Below are 16,705 nucleotides of genomic sequence, written 5' to 3' on the forward strand. Positions count from 1 at the left end.
GACTGGCTTCCCGTTCACATAGGCCGTGCTCGAATTAAAAGTCGGGACAGTGTATGAGCCGGGCGTTTAGGCTTCCCACGTGAACACGCGCTTATCGGCTATCGTGCTCTCCGCATCGGGAAAGCCGAGAACGTCAAATGCGGCTTGGTACGGTTGGCCTCGCAACGATGTCAGGCCCGCATCCATATGTTCGAATGTCTGGCACCCAGCCAAAATCGAAAGCGCGATTAACGCGCCGGCTTTGCCGCGTCTCCTGTCGGGTGCGCCAACTTTCACAACAAAACCATATGATTGTCGGATTGGTATCCGCGACCCCTGCTGGTGTTCAGCCGGTAAGCAGGAGGTAAGCGCACGGTCGAAATCACGCGTGGCGATCTATTCGCTCCTCTGCTCGAAAGGCATCATTTTTCGAAACTGCGCTGGGAATCTTTCGACACGGGCCGTGGGGTCGGGCTCAACAATGGATGAATAGCCGGCCCTATACGACAGCTGTAGGGGGGCACCATCGGCATTCGGCTCGCCGCTGACGCATCGCAGCCGGTGACATTGAGAGAAATAACGGACTCCTCTGGTTAACCGCGACGGCACTAGCTATAGTTCGCCGATATTTGGGGGATAGAATGCAGCCAACCATACCGATAGATCATGGGCTCTCTGACAAAGTTTTGGGCAAACCTGAACTTTTGCCAGAGGCAAGCGGCATGCCGCTTCTCACGGACATTCAGTTCGAAGCTTTAGAGGCAGGCGTAGCTCGCGGAGAAAGTCTTCTTGTCAGCGCGCCGACATCGACCGGGAAGACCCTAATCGGTTGGTGGACAGTGGCATCAGCCATTGAGGCAGGCTACACGGCTGTTTATCTCGTCTCTCATCGGGCGTTGGCCAAACAGAAGTTCGAGGAGGCTAAGAGATTATTTCTTGGTGACTTCCTAGCTTACGACCGTTCGGCGATTGTATGTGCGACAGGGGACAGCGTCGAAGACGCGGCAGGTCGGAAAACAAATGCTCCCCTTTCTTCTGTTATCTTGGTTGCAACGTACGAGAAGTTTCTGGGCTGCTTGTCAGTTGGTGGGCCGCCGCGTGACCTGACAAACATCTGCTTCGTCTGTGATGAAGTCCAGTTGGTGGGGGATAAACATCGCGGCCAAAACGCCGAACTTCTCCTGACGTTGATGCGGCGAGCGGGGTGGCGGCAGTTCGTCGGGCTGTCTGCGGTTCTGAGCCCCGGCGATGCACAGGCACTGGCTAGTTGGTTGGGGATTGGCTTGATCAGAAACCCCAATCGCGAAAAGGCATTGACCATTGAGTGTCGAACACCCTTGGCAACGCTCTCCGTCTCAGCTGGTCCGGGCTTTGAAGGGCTGCAGCAACAAGGGCCGCCTAGTCGAAGTCGCGATGTTATGGGTGTGATCGGAGAGTTACTTCAACAGCAGCGAAACCCCGTTATAGTTTTTTGCATGAAGGTCGACGACACTTTTGACCTAGCGAGAACGTGGGCTCAATCCCGACCGGCCATTCAGATTGATGCGCCTGCCGGGGTGGACGTTGAGCAGCCGCTCTTAGATGCTTTGCGCAGGCGCACAGCCTATCACAACGCCGAACTGACCGAAGATGAAAGACTGTTCGTCGAAGATCGCCTCGCTTCGGGCCAGGTCGATGTAGTCTTTGCCACATCAACTCTCGCAGCGGGGGTCAATTTCCCTTTGGGTAGTGCCGCATTCGCCTCTTGGAAAAGGTGGGATTTTGACCGTCAAATGCATGTGCCTATAGGCCGAGACGAGTTCCAAAACATGGCCGGCCGTGTCGGCAGGATGGGGCAGGCTATCGCTAAAGGCCACGTTGTGCTCACGGCTGACGGAGTACAGGAAAGTAGGCAGGCTCAAGCACTAATGGACCTGACCACCCAAGCTCCGCTGGGTTTGGGCATTACACCAGAGCATTTTGGGACCCTCACACTTCAGATTTTCGCAGGGAGGCTGTGCACAAGCAGAGAGGATGCATTCGACCTAATCGGATCAACGCTTACGGCATCTAGAGAGCGGGAGCGAAATCTAGCTGGTATAGATCACTGGCGAGACAAGTTGTTTAGTCAAATTGATCGGCTTGTCGACATCGGTTGCCTGATAGAACTGCATGGACAAATCACGGTCACAACCTTCGGCGTTGCCGTCGCCCACTCGGGCCTTAAGCCGGAGACAGCAATTTTTTTCATCGAGGGGCTGAAAAGGTCCTCTGCGCAACTCACTCAACTGATCGATCGGGCCGGGAACGGTACCAGCGAAGACGATTTTGTCTTTGTGCTGAGCCATGCAGCTATTCGGTCCCCGGAGTTCGGGATTGTTGGTGGCAAAGCTACCCGTATCCTCAACTGGAGAATAGGCCGGAATGGCCCAGTGCCGAACCCTTACGCGACTAGACTGAACCCAATCTTGTTCGACCAGCCGTGGGTAGCAGATGCGGGAGCCGCTAACGGGGCGTTGCAATTGACAGAGTGGGCGGCTGGAACTGCTAGGGGGCAAATTGAAAAGATTGTGGCGGGGGTCAGGTTGGGAACGGTTCAGGGAGTAGCTCGCGATGTGTCGTGGGTTCTTACGGGGGTATCTGAGATTATTTCGAGCGTGACGTCTCCGACCTTGGCCGATGAAAGCAAGCCAATCGCGCTACGTGGAAATGGTGAAGATGTTCAAGACGTGAGGCGGCTTGCCCGCGCGATCCGCCGTCAGTCGATCAGGCTAGGGGTTGGGGTGCCCAGCGATGTGCTTTGGATGTCCGAACTAAGACTGCCCGGCCTCCAGTCGCGCCTCCGCCGTGATGATATTATGAGTTTGCGAAGGGGCGGGCTTTCGAGGCCCATGGATTTGATGGATGGTAGCGATCAGGCCGATGAACGTCGCCGTATAGCGCTTGGCTTGCAAGAGCGTGGTGGCATAGCCAACCTAATTCGGAATGCAGCTCGGACTTGGCGGCAGGACGACCGAAATCACTCTAAGACGATGCATCTTCGGCGAGCAGACCGCTTGATGCTGCGCGACCAAATAGCCGCTCTGTACGAGAAGCGAGGGACTGATCTTGAGCAGGCTTTCAGTATATCGCTAGGAGGGCTTGGGATACCTTGTCAGCCACTCGATGTGACCGGTCGCCAAGGGTTTCCCGATTTCCTAGTATCGATTGAGGATTTTATTCCGATTGTTGTCGAGGTGAAATCTAAAGTTAGCGATCAGGAAACGGTGCCCTTAAACGCTGCTACCGAGGTCCTCGCGGCATCAGAACTGGCGGGGCTGCGAAACAACCCTTGCCTCACCTTGTGCAGCCCCGGTGTAGACCCGAGCGTTCCAACGTTTATCGAGGCCGCGAAGCGTTTGTGCGTCATCGATGTCTCCGATTTTTGCGAAGCCATCCTGCGATTGCACGAGGGAACTCTTACCAGGGGTGGGTTTTACAACTGGTTGACAACGCCCGGCATCGCGCTGGCCGAAGCGCTTCCTTCGCCGGCCACTCGTTAACGGTCCTTCTTAAATAGAAATTGTGCCAGTTCTCCCGGCGATGAGCTTTCGCAAGGAGGCCTTCACAAATCTGTTTGGGAATAGCCTCGGAGCTGACCCATGTCCAACACCGTCACCGCCCCTCTCTTCGTTTCCTATCTGCGCGTCTCAACGGCCCGACAAGGGCATCAGGGCTTGGCCTTGAAGCCCGGCGCGAAGCCGTGTCGGCTCACATACGCAACCGGGCAGGCAGCAATGCCGAGCCTATGAAAGAATACGTTGAGGTTGAGAGCGGCAAGGCCAACGACCGCCCTCAGCTTCAAGCCGCCCTCAGGCACGCCAAGCATGCGCAGGCCACGCTCATCATCGCTAAGCTCGACAGGCTGAGCCGAAACGCTGCCTTCCTGCTCACCCTGAGAGACAGCGGGGCGAGTTTCGTGGCTGCCGATATGCCGGATGCCTGCGATCTCACTTTCGGGGTCTTGGCGTTGGTGGCGGAGCACCAGCGCAAGATGATCCAGAGCCGCACCAAGGCTGCGGTGGCGGTGAAGCGGGATGCGCTGGCACGAGAGGCGGCGGCACTGGTAGTGCTTGGCCAAGAGCCTGTGAGGCGGCTTGAGGACGGCACCACGCGGCCCTTGCGCCTCGGCAACCTAACGGAGTCAGACTGCCTGCGGTGCCGACTGTGAAGCGGGGCGCTCAGGACCGGGCTGAGGAGTTCCGTGACGTGCTTCGCGACGTTGATCCGGCAGGCGCATTGTCGGCGCGGGGGGTTGCCGGCGCCCTCAACCAAAGGGGCTTTAGGTCACCTGGCGGCGGGCGCTGGACAGCACAAAGCGTCATCAGGCTGAGGGAGAGATTGGCCGCATGACGTAGCAGGCCAGGGGAGGCGCGCTACAGGGGTTGCGTAGGCGAGCACCGCTTCCGGCCCGGCGAAGGGCGCCTCGGCGTAGACGACCCAGCGCTAACATCGGCGACCTTCAGCGTCGACACCTCCGCGACGCGCAAGCCCGCGCAATAGGCGACGAGAGCGCGGCCTGGTGCTTGAGGCAGGTGGTGGCGTTGAGGAGACGGGCAACCTCGTCGCGGCTCAGGACCACGGGCAGCTTGCGCGGATGCGACAGGCGGACCAGCCTGCGCGCCAGGTCCGGGCGGTCGAGCGTGTGGGTGAAGAAGCGCAGCGCCGACACAATGCTGTTCATGGTCGGCACGGGAACGCCGTCACCCTGCTGCCCGACCTGGAACCGGCGCAAGTCATCCGCTGTCGCCGTGTCCGGCGATCGGCCAAGGAAGCTTGCGAACCGCCCGACATCGCGGACGTAGTTGCGCTGCGTCTCCTGGCTGAACCGGCGCATGTCATGTCAATCAACCGTTGGCGTAGCGGGCCGATCTGTGCATCGAGAACGACGGCCCTCGGGATAACGGCTCCGAGTTCGACGCTGAGGGAGGCTGCGCAAGGGGGCCAGCGGGCAGTCGCAGGTGGTTAGCCCCGGTCGTGCACAATGCGACGTAGCCGTCCACCGACTTGCCCCACGAGTCCGCTTAGAAACGCTCTCCTGCCGTGATCCATCCGGTTCACACGTTGCTGCCAGTTTGCGCCGAACGGACCTAGTCAGGCCGCTTCCGCTCAACGGGGCTCCTCTTATTTAAGTGAGCACGATCTCGTCGCTTCGAATTGGCAACCAGGATGCGGCTTTGTGCGTCGACACCAACACGCCCCGGAGTATCAGGGACGGGCCAGCGTCCATGAAGAGTGACGCATTCTCGTATCCGCCGCGAGGCCTCTCTCGTGAGGAAGCAGCTCGTTATATCGGTGTCGGATCGACGCTTTTCGACGAAATGGTTGCCGATGGGCGCATGCCGAAGCCTAAGCGCATCAACAGCCGCGCTGTCTGGGATCGTGTAGCCCTCGACATAGCTTTCACCTCGTTGCCGGATAAAGATAGCGGTCTTCAAGAACTGCTGGAAAGAAGCAAACGGGACAGAGAAAGAAGAAAATAAATACGCTCATTGCGTATACGCCGCAGGCGTAGTATGATCATTGTGCGAAAGGCTTGACATGAACGAGAATGAGAAACTTGCGCAAGACGTGAAAGCTTGGCGGGCCAAGGGGGGGTTCACTGCCGAAGCCGCGGCCAAGGCGCTGGGAATACCGAAGCGCACCTTTGAAGGCATAGAGCAAGGCAGAGGGTTCCCCTACCCGGTGCTCCTGCGCGTTGCCATCGAAAGCAAAACCCTTTCGCTACAAGCGATGCTGGAGAACTCCCCGCGAGTTGATCACCGGCGGCAGAAGTCTGGAAGGAACGTTGATGGCTAGGCCCTTCAAGGATGCGCGCTATCCTGGGGTCTCTTCGCGTCTCAAGAATGGCAAGCTAACTTATCGCTACCGTGCAAAAGGCATGCCTGAAATCAGCCTTCCCGGCAAACCTGGCGATGCCGAGTTCGAGGCGGCTTACGAGAAGGCCACGCAGGGCCAACACAATGTGGGTATCATCGATTTGCCCGGTCGGGCACTGCCAAAAACTTTTGGCCATGCCGCGCGCCGGCTTGAAACGACAATGGAGTGGCTCGATTTTGATGAAGCGACGCAGCAGAAGAATGCACGACTGATCGAGCGTTTTCTCAATCTGAGGGTCGATCCAAAGTACCCACTGATGTGGCGCGATACTCCGGTGGAACATCTCGACGCGGATCGGCTTCGCGCCATCATTGAAAGCATCTTCAGGACAAACCGCACAGTCGCCAAACACATGCTGGTCGCTATCAAGAAGCTTGTATGGGTCGCGACTGACGTCGAAAAATGGATCAAGCCGCAGGAGGATCCCTCGCTATCGATCCGTGTCCGTGTGCCCAAGTCGACCCGGAATCCCGCTTGGCCAATTGCAATCCGCGAGAAGTTCGAGGAGCGACACCCTATCGGTACAGCCGCACGCACCTGCTATGCACTCGGCTTCTGGCTTGGAAATCGGCGCGGCGATATCGCTGCTCTTGCGTGGGATGATCTTTTAACCGAAGAGATCGAACTGTTCGATGGCTCGCTGGTGCTGATCGAGGCCTTTGATTTCCGCCAGAAGAAGAACCGCAACCGCCATGGCGGGCGGGAGATGTTCATTCCAGTCGTCGACAAGCTAGCAGCGGCCTTGGACCCGCTCGAGCGCTCGATGGGCGGCACTGTCTTGAAGAACGCCTACGGCAGGTCATTTTCGGAAAAGAGCCTGACGGGTATGATGCAGCACTGGACGCGGCAGGCGGGAATTCCTGCCGGTTACACGCTCCATGGCCTGCGCCGCACCTTCGGCACCTACCTCGCTGAATGCAACATCCAAGCGAGGGCCATCATGGAGGCGATGGGCCATTCCTCAATGACGGTAACAGATGAATATGTGCGTGAGGCCAACAAGAAGCGCATCGCAGTTGATATTGCTCGTGCCATCAACGAGCGCGAGGCCAAGCGCGACGCCATGAAGCGGCGGGCAAACCTCCGCATTGTCAAATAATCAAACGAGTCGGAACAAACCGGGACCACGGTCTTTGCCTTGGGCCCATAATTGGCCCAAAACGTTTTGGGCCGAGGCCACTTTTTGCCAATGAAATCAATGGTTATGGTGGGCCCGGAGGGACTCGAACCCCCAACCAAGCGGTTATGAGCCGCCGGCTCTAACCATTGAGCTACAGGCCCCACACGCGGCTGGATTAATGTTTTTCCCCGAATCGCACAAGGCTTTCCGGAGGAGCTGGCCGAAATCGTCCAAATCAGCCCATATTCAGACATTAGAGCGACATGCGTCCACTTAGACCCGCAAAATGCGCTCTAACGCTTTTGAATCGACGCATCGTGCTTCCCGAAATCGATTCCGATTCTTGGGCCAATGCGGTAGTCGACAGGCGCGACTGGATCGCAGACCGAGGAGTTTTTTTATGACCAGACATCTTTTGCCCTTGGCGCTCGCCGCCGCAATTGCGTTTCCGGCGATGGCCGGCGCGACCGATTCGCCGCCCCCGCCCCGTATCGTCGTCACCGGCGAAGGCGAAGCCACCGCGGCCCCTGATCTGGCGCTGCTGACGCTCAGCGTCATGCGCGAGGCCAAGACCGCGCGTGCCGCGCTCGATGCCAACAACGACGCTATGGCCTCCGTGATCGCCGCTATGAAGTCGGCTGGCATCAAAGAGCGTGACCTGCAGACAGCCGGCATCCAGATCAACCCGCGCTACAACTACACCAACAAGCCGGACGGCAGCCAGGAAGCCGAACTCATCGCCTATCAGGTGACCAACACGCTTTCGGTGCGCATCCGCGACATCGACAAAACAGGCGAGATTCTCGACAAGGCGGTATCACTCGGCGTCAACCAGGGCGGCGGCATCTCGTTTTCCAACGAGGATCCGGCTGCAACTCTCACCGAAGCCCGCAAGAAGGCGGTCGCCGACGCCATGGCCAAGGCAAAGACGCTGGCTGAAGCCGCCGGCGTCAGCATCGGACGAGTGCTGGAAATCACCGACCAGAACGTCGCGCCGCCGCCGATACCGATGAACGCCAAGGCCTTCGACGCGGCCCGCGAATCGGTTCCGGTGCAGGCCGGCGAGAATTCCTACACGGTGCAGGTCACTGTCACTTTCGAGTTGAAGTGACCGCCGCCTGAAGCCTGGATAACCGGCAACATCGATCTTGCTGGATGAAGAAACCCCCGGAGGACTGATCCTCCGGGGGTTTTTCGAGCCGCACCCTTGCCGGTAGATGAACGCTTACCGGTAGAGGACCGGGCAGCCGCGCTCATTGGCGAACACGACCACGACGCGGTCACCGTACTGGCGGCCCGCTACTTTCACTGTGCGGCGGCTGACGTCGATGATGCGGGCGCGGCGCAGACCCATGCGCTCTGCCTTGCCGAGGGCACGGTTTGGCGAGCAGGACCGGCGCCAGTCGCGTTCGCGGCGGCGTTCGCGGTAAAAACCATCGTCGTCGCCGGTATAGACGCCGACGCGCGGGTCGTTGTTGTTGCCGAAGCCGAGATAGATGCTGTCTGCCTGGGCTGTGGCGGGGATAGCGGCAAGCGTGCCGAGGGCGATAAGCGCCGAAAGGGTCGCCGTCTTGATCGTGTTGAACATTGTCTTTCTCTCCTTGTTCAGGGCTTCCGCCCGTCTTGATCGAACCGGTGTGTCTTGATCGACCAATGTGTCTTGGTCGAAGCGATGGGGGGAGAATGCGCCTGCGTATCTGAACTTTTTACGAACCAGCCGTTCATTTTGGGTTCATGTTGCACCAACAGGTAATTTCGCATTTCTCCGCATTTCGGTTCTGAACAATCTGGCCGGTTCTGGACAATCCCGATAGAGAACGCCCTATCGCGCAGCCGGTTCCGGTCCTGGCCTCGAGGCTCGTCCCTAAGGCTCGTCGTCCAGCATGTGCTCGAAATAGTCGTCCGGCTCGGCAAGATCGGTCTCGCTGGCGCTGACCCGGCCGCGCATCGAGATGCCGGCCTCATGCACCGTCTCGGCACTTCCCGACACCAGCCTGTGCCACCAGTAGAGATCGTGGCCCTCGGCGACCAGCCGGTAGGCGCAGGTCTTCGGCAGCCAAGAGATCGTGCGAACATTCTGCGGCGTCAGCCCGACGCAGTCCGGGACGCGCGCCAGCCGGTTGGGATAGTCCGAACAGCGGCAAGTTTCGGCGTCGAACAGCCGGCAGCCGACACTCGTCCAGTAGATCTCGCCGGTGTCCTCGTCCTCGAGTTTCGACAGGCAGCACTTGCCGCAGCCGTCGCAAAGCGATTCCCACTCGGCCGGGGTCATCGCTTCGAGCGTCTTGGTTTTCCAGAACGGCGTTTTCATTGACGGGATGTGGCCCCCGCTGACGTCAAGGTCAAGCACTGCAACAGGCGCAAACCAGGCCAGCACCATAGGAATGACACGAAGTCGCCTTCAAAACGCCGGTCAATCGCCCTTCGTAGCCGCTAATGCCTGCTAACCGGAACCAATCCGGTTGATGAACAGTTTGGGCCGGGATGGGACGCCAAAAGGAGGATTTCTAATGAAACGCCAACCACGGATTCTGGCAGGCACGGCACTTGGCCTGCTGATGGCGTCCGCGCCGTTGGGCGCGTTCCCGTTGCAGGGCAGCGCCGCGTTCGATCGTTTGCAACGCATGACGGCCCCACTGATCCTGGCGCAGTCGAATTGCCCCGAAGGTGAGTCGGCGGAAGGCTGCGCACAGCAGGCGGAACCGGAGCAGAAGCCTCGCAAGAAGCGCGAGCGGCAGGCTGAATCGGCTCCCACGGAGCAGGCCGCGCCTTCCGGGGAAGAGCAGGGCAATCAACGCAGGAAGAAGCGCGAGCAGCAACAGCAGACCGAATCAGCCCCTGCCGAGCAGGCCGCTCCCGCCGAAGAGCAAAAACCGCGCAGAAAGAAGCGCGACCAACAGCAGATCGAAGCAGCCCCTGCCGAGCAGGCCGCCCCGGCCGAAGAGCAAAAACCGCGCAGAAAGAAGCGCGACCAACAGCAGATCGAAGCAGCGCCCGCCGAGCAGCCAGCCGAACAGGCAGCGCCTGCCAGCGACGAACAGCAGCCGCGCAGGAAGAAACGCGACCAGCAGCAGCAGATCGAAGCGGCACCAGCCGAAGAGCCAACCAATCAGGCGGCACCTGCCAACGACGAACAGCAGCCGCGCAGAAAGAAGCGCGACCAGCAACAGCAGATCGAAACGGCACCTTCCGAAGAGCCCGCCGGACAGGCTGCGCAAGGCGAGAAGGCCGCACCGGCAAATGACAACGAGCAGGTCAAGCCGCGCAAGAAGCGGAACCAGGATCAGCAGATCGAAGCTGCGCCAGCCGAACAGCCGGCCAGGAAGGAAACGCCCGCCGGCGAGCAGGCCGAACCGCTTCCGACCGACCAGCAAACGGCTCCCGCCGAGGGCGAAAAGCCCCGGGATCAGGCTAAGGACCGTGGCAAGAAGCCTATCGGCGAACAGCCGGTGACGGGCGAGCAGCCGACAACCGGCGAGCAGCCCGCCGAGGACCAACAGGCAGCGCCCGCCGAAGGGGAAGGACCGGCCCAGGGCGAGGCTCCCGTGTTCGACAGCCAGAAGGATGCCGTGCGCAAGCGCAAGGGCGGCAGGGACAACGCGCAAGAGCCGAGCGGCCAGGACGCGGGTGGTCAGCCCACCCAGCAGAACGGCGAGCAGGCGGAAGCCCCGAAGCCGGCTCCGGTCGACCAGGGACCGCCGCCCACCGACGACAGGGCGGCCCAGCAGGAGCTCAAGCTCGAGAGGATGGTTCCGGTGACCGAGGAAAAGGGCAAACGCGTTGAGCGTGTGCGCGGCGACGAGGACATTCGCCGCCGTCCGCGCCCGCAAGGGGTCGACGTCGTCAGGGAACTCGGCGACCGCGTTATCCTCCAGTTCAACAACCAGACGATCGTCGAAAGCGACGATGCCCCGCGCATGCACCGTGGCGCGAGGAACGTCTACTATGAGGAACTGTCGGGCGATCGCACCCGGGAAATCGTCGAGCGTGACAACGGAATCCAGATCGTCACCATCCGCAACCGCTACGGCGACGTCATCCAGCGTTCACGCATCGCGCCCGACGGTCGCGAATATGTGCTGAGCTATGTCGACGAGCGGTACTATGACGACGATAACGACTGGCGCGATCCGGGCGACGACCTGCCGCCGATTCGGATCGACATTCCGCGCGAGGAGTACATTTTGGACGCCGAAGGCATCGAGGATCCGGACGACTACTATACCTTCCTCGAACAGCCGCCGGTGGAGAGGGTTCAGCGCCTTTACTCGATCGACGAGGTCAAGCGCTCTGCCCGCGTGCGCGACATCGCCCGCCGCATCGACCTCGACACGCTGAACTTCGAATTTGGTTCAGCCTCGATCCCCGAAACCGAGGTGCAGAAACTGGAAGGCGTCGCCAGCGCCATGGAGAGGCTGCTGGAGAAGAACCCGGCGGAAACCTTCCTGATCGAAGGCCATACCGATGCCGTCGGCAGGCCGGAGGCGAACCTCGCTCTGTCCGACCGTCGCGCCGAGGCTGTTGCCGAAGCCCTGACCAATGCCTTCAGTATCCCGCCGGAGAACCTGACGACACAGGGCTATGGCGAGGAGTACCTCAAGGTCAACACGTCGGAGCCGAACCGCGAGAACCGTCGCGTCGCCATCCGCCGGATCACCTCGCTGGTGGCGCCGGTAGCAAGTGCGAATTAACTCGCAATTCCAGAAACCTGACCCGGTTTCTGGAATCTATGCGGGAAGACGTAGCCCACCCCGGTTTCACCGGGATGGGCAATTTCCGGCAATGAGCCGAGGTTGAAGGAGAATGTACGTCGCGATTTAGCCAGGCATTGAATCGCGAGGTCGTCCACCCCAGATTCTGACCAGGGCTTCCCTGCCCTGTCCCGACTCCAGCGGGACACATGAGCCCCGCCGGTACCCCCTCGCCGGCGGGGTTTTTGTTTCCGGCTTCGGTGTTGAACTGAAGCCTATGCCTAGACAATTCTGCACGGTCGCCTCAAAGCCAGCAAGGCTGAGGAGTGAGAACGGCGTCTGGTGCCGTCAGTAGATACTTTTGATGTTGGTTTCCGAATTCGAAAACACCTCGTCGGGCACGAAGAAATCGCCGGCAAGCGGGCCTGTTGCATCAGGCGCATAGATCGAAAAATCGCTGACGCCCTCGGCGCGCAGCACCTCCTCGTCGATGTAGAAATTGCCGGTCGCTTCGCGCGACGGCCTGAGCAGGATCGCATGCGCGGCATCCGCCATGATATCGGACGAACGGCTCATCGCCGCTACTGTCGCCCCGCCCAGAAGATTGCGCACCGCTGCCGTATCGATCGTCGAGATCGGCCACAGCGAATTGACGGCGATGCCGTCCCTGGCGAACTCCGCGCTCATGCCCAGCGTGCACATCGACATGCCGAATTTGGCCATCGTATAGGCGACATGGTTCTTGAACCATTTGGCCTTCATGTCGAGCGGCGGCGCCAGATTCAAGATGTGAGGATTGTCAGCCAACTTCAGGTGCGGAATGCACATTTTGGAAACCAGGAACGTGCCGCGGGCGTTGATCTGGTGCATCAGATCGTAGCGCTTCATATCGGTTTCCAGTGTGCCGGTGAGTTGGATGGCGCTGGCATTGTTGATGCAGATGTCGATGCCGCCGAACTTTTCGACGGTCCGGGCGACCGCCTCGGCTACCTGCCCCTCCTCGCGTATGTCGCACAACATCGGCAGCGCCTTGCCGCCTGCCTGCTCGATCTCCTCAGCCGCCGTGTAGATCGTACCCGGCAGCTTCGGGTGCGGCTCGGCGGTCTTGGCCGCGATCGTCACATTGGCGCCGTCGCTCGCAGCGCGCAGCGCGATCGCCAGCCCGATACCGCGCGACCCGCCGGAGATGAACAGCGTCTTTCCCTTGAGCGACATGTCTTGCGCCTCCCTTGCAACATTACAAGCGTGATCCTTGCGCGGCGGTCGCGTGCCGCGCAAGGCCCAACACGCCGGATGTTGATTACGCTGCGTAGGCTCGGAGGTTAGACCAGCACCAGGCCTTGCCGCATGGCGATGGCGATTGCGTCGGTGCGGTTGGCCGCACCTAGCTTGATCAGGATCGCCGCGACGTGGAACTTCGCCGTGTGCACGGAAATGTTCAAGCGCCGCGCGATCACCTTGTTGGGCGCGCCCTCGGCCAACAGCGCCAGCACTTCGCTCTCGCGCGGCGAAAGCGCCGGCCGCTCGGTCCTGTCGTCGACCGGCTCCTCGTCGGAGAGGTCGTCGTCATGGAAAGCGAAATCGTCATGCCGATCAGACAAGGGGCGGCCCTCGCCCGAAATCCGGTAGCCAGCCGCCGCCAGCCGCGCGGCGGCAGCGATCAGCAGATCGTCCGCTGCCGCCGGCAGCACGGCAAACACGGTATCGGCGGGCCGCTGCCGCCTGCCTCGTTGAGACAAGAGCACCTGGGGCATCGCGGGATCGGTGGCCGCACCTTCCAGCCCTCCGCCCTCCAGGGCTTCTCTTTCCAGGCTATTGTCATCGACGACCGCGACATCGGCTTTGTCGCCGCTCTCGCTGTTGCCAGCCACAATCGGCAGCAGATCGTCAGTCGCGGCAAGGGCCGTGGACAGGTGTTCGGCACGTACTGCGTCATCGAGCGCGATCAGCACCGTCAGCCGCCGCCCCGTGATCCCGTGACTTGCCATCGATCTTCTCAGTTCAGCGGCTTTTCGCCGATGGTCAGCACGACATCGCGCCGTTCGCCGCCGCGTGCCACGCCGAGCGTCACCGACGCGCCGGCGCTGTCAGGCCCGAGCCTGCGGATCAGGTCGCGCGGGCCATGCACGGCTTCGCCGTTCCACGACACGATGATGTCGCCAAGATGTAGGCCGGCGGCCTTCGCCGGGCCATTGTCGTCGAGGCTCATCACCATCGCGCCATGCGTGTCGCCGTTGCGGATCGGATGCAGGCCGGCGCCGAGATAGCCGCGCGCGACATGGCCCTTCTCGCGCAGCGTCGCTGCCGCCCGCTCGATCGTCTCGTAAGGCATGACCAGCGCCCGCCGGCGCGGCCCGAACAGCAGCATGCCGATCAGTGCGCCCTTGGCGTCGAGCACCGGGCCGCCCTCGAAACGGCCGCCGGCATTGACGGCCAGATTGATGCGTCGGTCGATCGTGCCGCCGCGCATCGAGCGCCAAGCCGGACCGACCTCACCGACCGTGCCGAATGCGGCGAGCCCCGCGCCGTCGCTATTGCCGATGGCGATGGCGAGATGGCCCGGCCGCACCGTGCCTGCCTTGGCCAGCGACGGCACGTCCGGCGCGCCGGTCGGCTTCAGAAGGGCCGTCCCAGTGGAGGGATCGCGGCCGACCAACTCAGCCTTCACCTTGTCGCCCGAAGAAAGCGTCAGCTCGATCTCCTCGCCGGCCTCCACCGCCTCCTGGGCAGCGATAAAATAGCCGTCGCGCCAATGGAAGGCGGTCGCGGTGCGACGCTGATGCGTGGCGAAGCTCGCTGTCGCCGGCGCCGCTGCGGCGGCGATATCGGCGATGGCATCGGAAAATGCGCTCAGATTGAAGTCGCTCATGTTGGTCTCCTGGGTTTTGTCGCATCGGCCCGAAAATCGGAATCGATTTTCGGAAAGCACGATGCGAGAACTCAAAGTCTTAGAGCGTACTTTGAGAGTCCAATGGACGCTCGTCGCTCTAACCCAGATATCGCTCGGCAGCGCGTTCGCGGGTACTCGCCTGACGGCTAGTTGGGCGTTGGACTGGCCATCTGGTCAGGTCGCGGCCGATCCGGCCGCTCCGCACATATAGGCATCCTTCATCTTGCTCTAAAGACACGGAGCCCTGCCATGTCCCTCCCCGCCCAGCAATTGCAATTCGACGATGCGCTGCTCGATGATTATTCGGCAACGGTCGCCGATGCCGTGGACCGCATCGGTCCCGCCGTCTGCCGCATCGAGCGCATCGGTGGTGCCGGCGGCCAAGGCTCCGGCTTCGTCCTCACGCCGGACGGGCTGGTCGTCACCAACTTCCACGTCGTCGGCGATGCCCGCACCGTCCGCGTCACCATGCCGGACGGCGTCTCCAGAGAAGGCCGTGTTCTCGGCCGCGACCCCGACACCGACATCGCGCTGGTGCGTGCCGACGGCAGCTTTGCCGATATCGCGCCGCTCGGCGATTCCAAGCGTCTGCGGCGCGGCCAGATCGCCATTGCCATCGGCAACCCGCTCGGCTTCGAATGGACCGTCACATCAGGCGTCGTGTCGGCGCTCAGCCGCTCGATGCGCGCCTCCACCGGCCGGCTGATCGACGACGTCATCCAGACCGACGCAGCACTCAACCCCGGCAATTCCGGCGGACCGCTGGTGTCGTCGGCGGGCGAGGTCATCGGCGTCAATACCGCCATGATCCATGGTGCGCAAGGCATCGCCTTCGCGGTTGCCTCCAACACCGCCAATTTCGTCATTTCGGAGATCATCCGCTTCGGCCGCGTCCGCCGCGCCTTCATCGGCGTCTCGGCCGACACGACAAACCTGCCGCGCCGCGCCGCCCTGCTGTCGCAAGTGTCGAGCAGCACGGCGGTGCGCCTGCGCAGCGTCGAGGCGAACAGCCCGGCGGCCAAGGCCGGGCTCAGGGAAGGCGACATCATCGCCGCCATCGACGGACGCCCGGTCACCGGCGTCGACGATCTGGTGCGTCTGCTCGACGCCGAGCGCATCGGCCGCGAGACGCTGTGCACGGTGGTGCGCCGCTCCGGCATTACTCAGGTCACGGTGATGCCGGTGGCGCGAAGCTAACGATTATCGCGACGCATAGATCTGGCCAAGCAGCGAAACCAGCAGCACGGCCAGCTCTCCGGTCGGATCGAGGTCAGGATCGAAAATGGTCATATCCATTCCGGTGCAGCGCGGATCCGCTACCAGCGCCGCGAGAATGGCGACGAGATCGTCGGGATCGATGCCGGGACTGCCTGGTGAATCCACCGCCGGCATCACAGTCTGATCGAGCGCATCGACATCGAAATGCACCCAATAGGGCCAGCCGGTTCGCGCCAGCGTGGTCCAGGTCTTTTCCAGGACCTTTGCCGCGCCAAGCTCTCGTACGGCAAAGACGTCGATCAGCGTCATCGCGGTCGAATTGATGTCAGGCCAGGCGAAGTCGGGGTCGCGGTTCTCGCGTTCGCCGATCTGAACCACCTGTTCGTCCGCAACAAGCGGGCTTGCGATTTCAGGCCAGTCGGTCAGCAACGGCTCGCCACGTCCGGTGGCGAGCGCAAGGTCCATGCCGGCGACCGAGCCGAGCGAAGCGTTGATGTCGTAGTTGCCCGGATGGCGGAAATCGCTGTGGCCGTCGACATGGACCAGCGCCAGCGGACCAGATCGCCGTGCAGCAGCCAGTGCGCCAAGCAGGACCGCGCAGTCGCCGCCGACGACCAGCGGGAATTCGCCTCGTCCCAGCGCGCCGGCAACAACTTCGGCGAGTCCGAGGTTGAAGCTGCGTATCGCGTTGCCGTTGCGCAGCCGGGTGCCCGGCTGCGGCTCCGTGCTATAGGCGGGCCGATCAAGATCAACCACTTTGGCGGGCGCAAGCGTCTCGATCAAGCCGGCTTCGGTCAATGCCTGCGGCGCACGCCACGTCCCCGGTATATGATCTGGTCTCAGCGGGCGGAGGCCAAGGTTTGAGGGTGCGCGGACAAGGCAGATTTCACGCATGGAATGGGCCCAGGG

The 16,705-nt window shown here is 61.5% G+C and carries 17 protein-coding genes and 1 tRNA gene; 8 read left to right on the plus strand and 10 right to left on the minus strand.

The window, feature by feature from the left end:
* Positions 1-701 precede the first annotated feature (701 nt).
* Together CIT31_RS14460 and CIT31_RS14465 are read left to right on the plus strand one after the other, a co-directional pair.
* Positions 702-3,500: a DEAD/DEAH box helicase gene (locus CIT31_RS14460; RefSeq protein ID WP_206073360.1), complete on the plus strand. Its 2,799-nt coding sequence runs from the start codon at positions 702-704 to the stop codon at positions 3,498-3,500.
* A 200-nt stretch (positions 3,501-3,700) separates the two neighbouring features.
* Positions 3,701-4,168, plus strand: coding sequence for a recombinase family protein (locus CIT31_RS14465; RefSeq protein WP_236375301.1), 468 nt, complete (start codon positions 3,701-3,703; stop codon positions 4,166-4,168).
* 291 nt (positions 4,169-4,459) lie between these two features.
* Here CIT31_RS14465 and CIT31_RS14470 read toward each other — a convergent pair whose 3' ends face one another.
* On the minus strand, positions 4,460-4,834 hold the full coding sequence (locus CIT31_RS14470) for a phage integrase N-terminal SAM-like domain-containing protein (protein WP_236375304.1): 375 nt from the start codon (positions 4,832-4,834) through the stop codon (positions 4,460-4,462).
* A 391-nt stretch (positions 4,835-5,225) separates the two neighbouring features.
* Between CIT31_RS14470 and CIT31_RS14475 the strand changes: the two genes are divergently transcribed.
* From CIT31_RS14475 to CIT31_RS14485, 3 genes are read left to right on the plus strand one after another with little or no spacing between them, the layout of a single operon-like run.
* The gene (locus tag CIT31_RS14475) at positions 5,226-5,480 is read left to right on the plus strand and encodes a helix-turn-helix transcriptional regulator (RefSeq protein ID WP_095519386.1); all 255 of its coding nucleotides are present in this window, start codon (positions 5,226-5,228) and stop codon (positions 5,478-5,480) included.
* Between the two features lie 58 nt (positions 5,481-5,538).
* Complete coding sequence (locus tag CIT31_RS14480) at positions 5,539-5,796, plus strand: helix-turn-helix domain-containing protein (RefSeq protein WP_236375307.1); 258 nt, start codon at positions 5,539-5,541, stop codon at positions 5,794-5,796.
* On the plus strand, positions 5,789-6,976 hold the full coding sequence (locus CIT31_RS14485; RefSeq protein WP_095519110.1) for a tyrosine-type recombinase/integrase: 1,188 nt from the start codon (positions 5,789-5,791) through the stop codon (positions 6,974-6,976). Before CIT31_RS14480 ends, CIT31_RS14485 begins: the two co-directional genes overlap by 8 nt.
* 106 nt (positions 6,977-7,082) lie before the next feature.
* Here the strand turns inward: CIT31_RS14485 and CIT31_RS14490 are convergent.
* Positions 7,083-7,158, minus strand: a tRNA-Ile gene (locus CIT31_RS14490).
* A 239-nt stretch (positions 7,159-7,397) separates the two neighbouring features.
* On the opposite strand from CIT31_RS14490, the gene CIT31_RS14495 reads away from it, so the two are divergent.
* Positions 7,398-8,108, plus strand: a complete 711-nt coding sequence (locus CIT31_RS14495; protein ID WP_095519111.1) for an SIMPL domain-containing protein — start codon at positions 7,398-7,400, stop codon at positions 8,106-8,108.
* Positions 8,109-8,222: 114 nt separating this feature from the next.
* On the opposite strand, the gene CIT31_RS14500 is transcribed toward CIT31_RS14495, so the two are convergent.
* The 4 genes from CIT31_RS14500 to CIT31_RS35875 form a co-directional block, all read right to left on the minus strand.
* Positions 8,223-8,585: a hypothetical protein gene (locus tag CIT31_RS14500; protein ID WP_095519387.1), complete on the minus strand. Its 363-nt coding sequence runs from the start codon at positions 8,583-8,585 to the stop codon at positions 8,223-8,225.
* 276 nt (positions 8,586-8,861) lie between these two features.
* The gene (locus tag CIT31_RS14505) at positions 8,862-9,308 is read right to left on the minus strand and encodes a YcgN family cysteine cluster protein (protein WP_095519388.1); all 447 of its coding nucleotides are present in this window, start codon (positions 9,306-9,308) and stop codon (positions 8,862-8,864) included.
* 196 nt (positions 9,309-9,504) lie between these two features.
* Positions 9,505-9,816 (minus strand): hypothetical protein, encoded by a 312-nt coding sequence (locus tag CIT31_RS35125; RefSeq protein WP_245316309.1) that lies wholly within the window; start codon positions 9,814-9,816, stop codon positions 9,505-9,507.
* Positions 9,817-9,828: 12 nt separating this feature from the next.
* Positions 9,829-10,494 (minus strand): hypothetical protein, encoded by a 666-nt coding sequence (locus CIT31_RS35875; RefSeq protein ID WP_342586926.1) that lies wholly within the window; start codon positions 10,492-10,494, stop codon positions 9,829-9,831.
* Between the two features lie 48 nt (positions 10,495-10,542).
* Between CIT31_RS35875 and CIT31_RS14510 the strand changes: the two genes are divergently transcribed.
* Positions 10,543-11,688 (plus strand): OmpA family protein, encoded by a 1,146-nt coding sequence (locus CIT31_RS14510; protein WP_342586927.1) that lies wholly within the window; start codon positions 10,543-10,545, stop codon positions 11,686-11,688.
* Positions 11,689-12,036: 348 nt separating this feature from the next.
* On the opposite strand, the gene CIT31_RS14515 is transcribed toward CIT31_RS14510, so the two are convergent.
* The 3 genes from CIT31_RS14515 to CIT31_RS14525 form a co-directional block, all read right to left on the minus strand.
* The gene (locus CIT31_RS14515) at positions 12,037-12,903 is read right to left on the minus strand and encodes an SDR family oxidoreductase (RefSeq protein ID WP_095519113.1); all 867 of its coding nucleotides are present in this window, start codon (positions 12,901-12,903) and stop codon (positions 12,037-12,039) included.
* 107 nt (positions 12,904-13,010) lie between these two features.
* A complete protein-coding gene (locus tag CIT31_RS14520) occupies positions 13,011-13,676 on the minus strand; it encodes a helix-turn-helix transcriptional regulator (protein WP_065009218.1) in 666 nt (221 codons plus the stop codon).
* A gap of 8 nt (positions 13,677-13,684) precedes the next feature.
* The gene (locus tag CIT31_RS14525; RefSeq protein WP_095519114.1) at positions 13,685-14,557 is read right to left on the minus strand and encodes a S1C family serine protease; all 873 of its coding nucleotides are present in this window, start codon (positions 14,555-14,557) and stop codon (positions 13,685-13,687) included.
* A 270-nt stretch (positions 14,558-14,827) separates the two neighbouring features.
* Between CIT31_RS14525 and CIT31_RS14530 the strand changes: the two genes are divergently transcribed.
* Positions 14,828-15,775, plus strand: a complete 948-nt coding sequence (locus CIT31_RS14530; RefSeq protein ID WP_095519115.1) for a S1C family serine protease — start codon at positions 14,828-14,830, stop codon at positions 15,773-15,775.
* A gap of 3 nt (positions 15,776-15,778) precedes the next feature.
* On the opposite strand, the gene CIT31_RS14535 is transcribed toward CIT31_RS14530, so the two are convergent.
* Positions 15,779-16,594: an arginase family protein gene (locus CIT31_RS14535; RefSeq protein ID WP_245316242.1), complete on the minus strand. Its 816-nt coding sequence runs from the start codon at positions 16,592-16,594 to the stop codon at positions 15,779-15,781.
* Positions 16,595-16,705 lie beyond the last annotated feature (111 nt).

The sequence above is a fragment of the Mesorhizobium wenxiniae genome (assembly GCF_002284535.1).
GTDB classification, from domain to species: domain Bacteria; phylum Pseudomonadota; class Alphaproteobacteria; order Rhizobiales; family Rhizobiaceae; genus Mesorhizobium; species Mesorhizobium wenxiniae.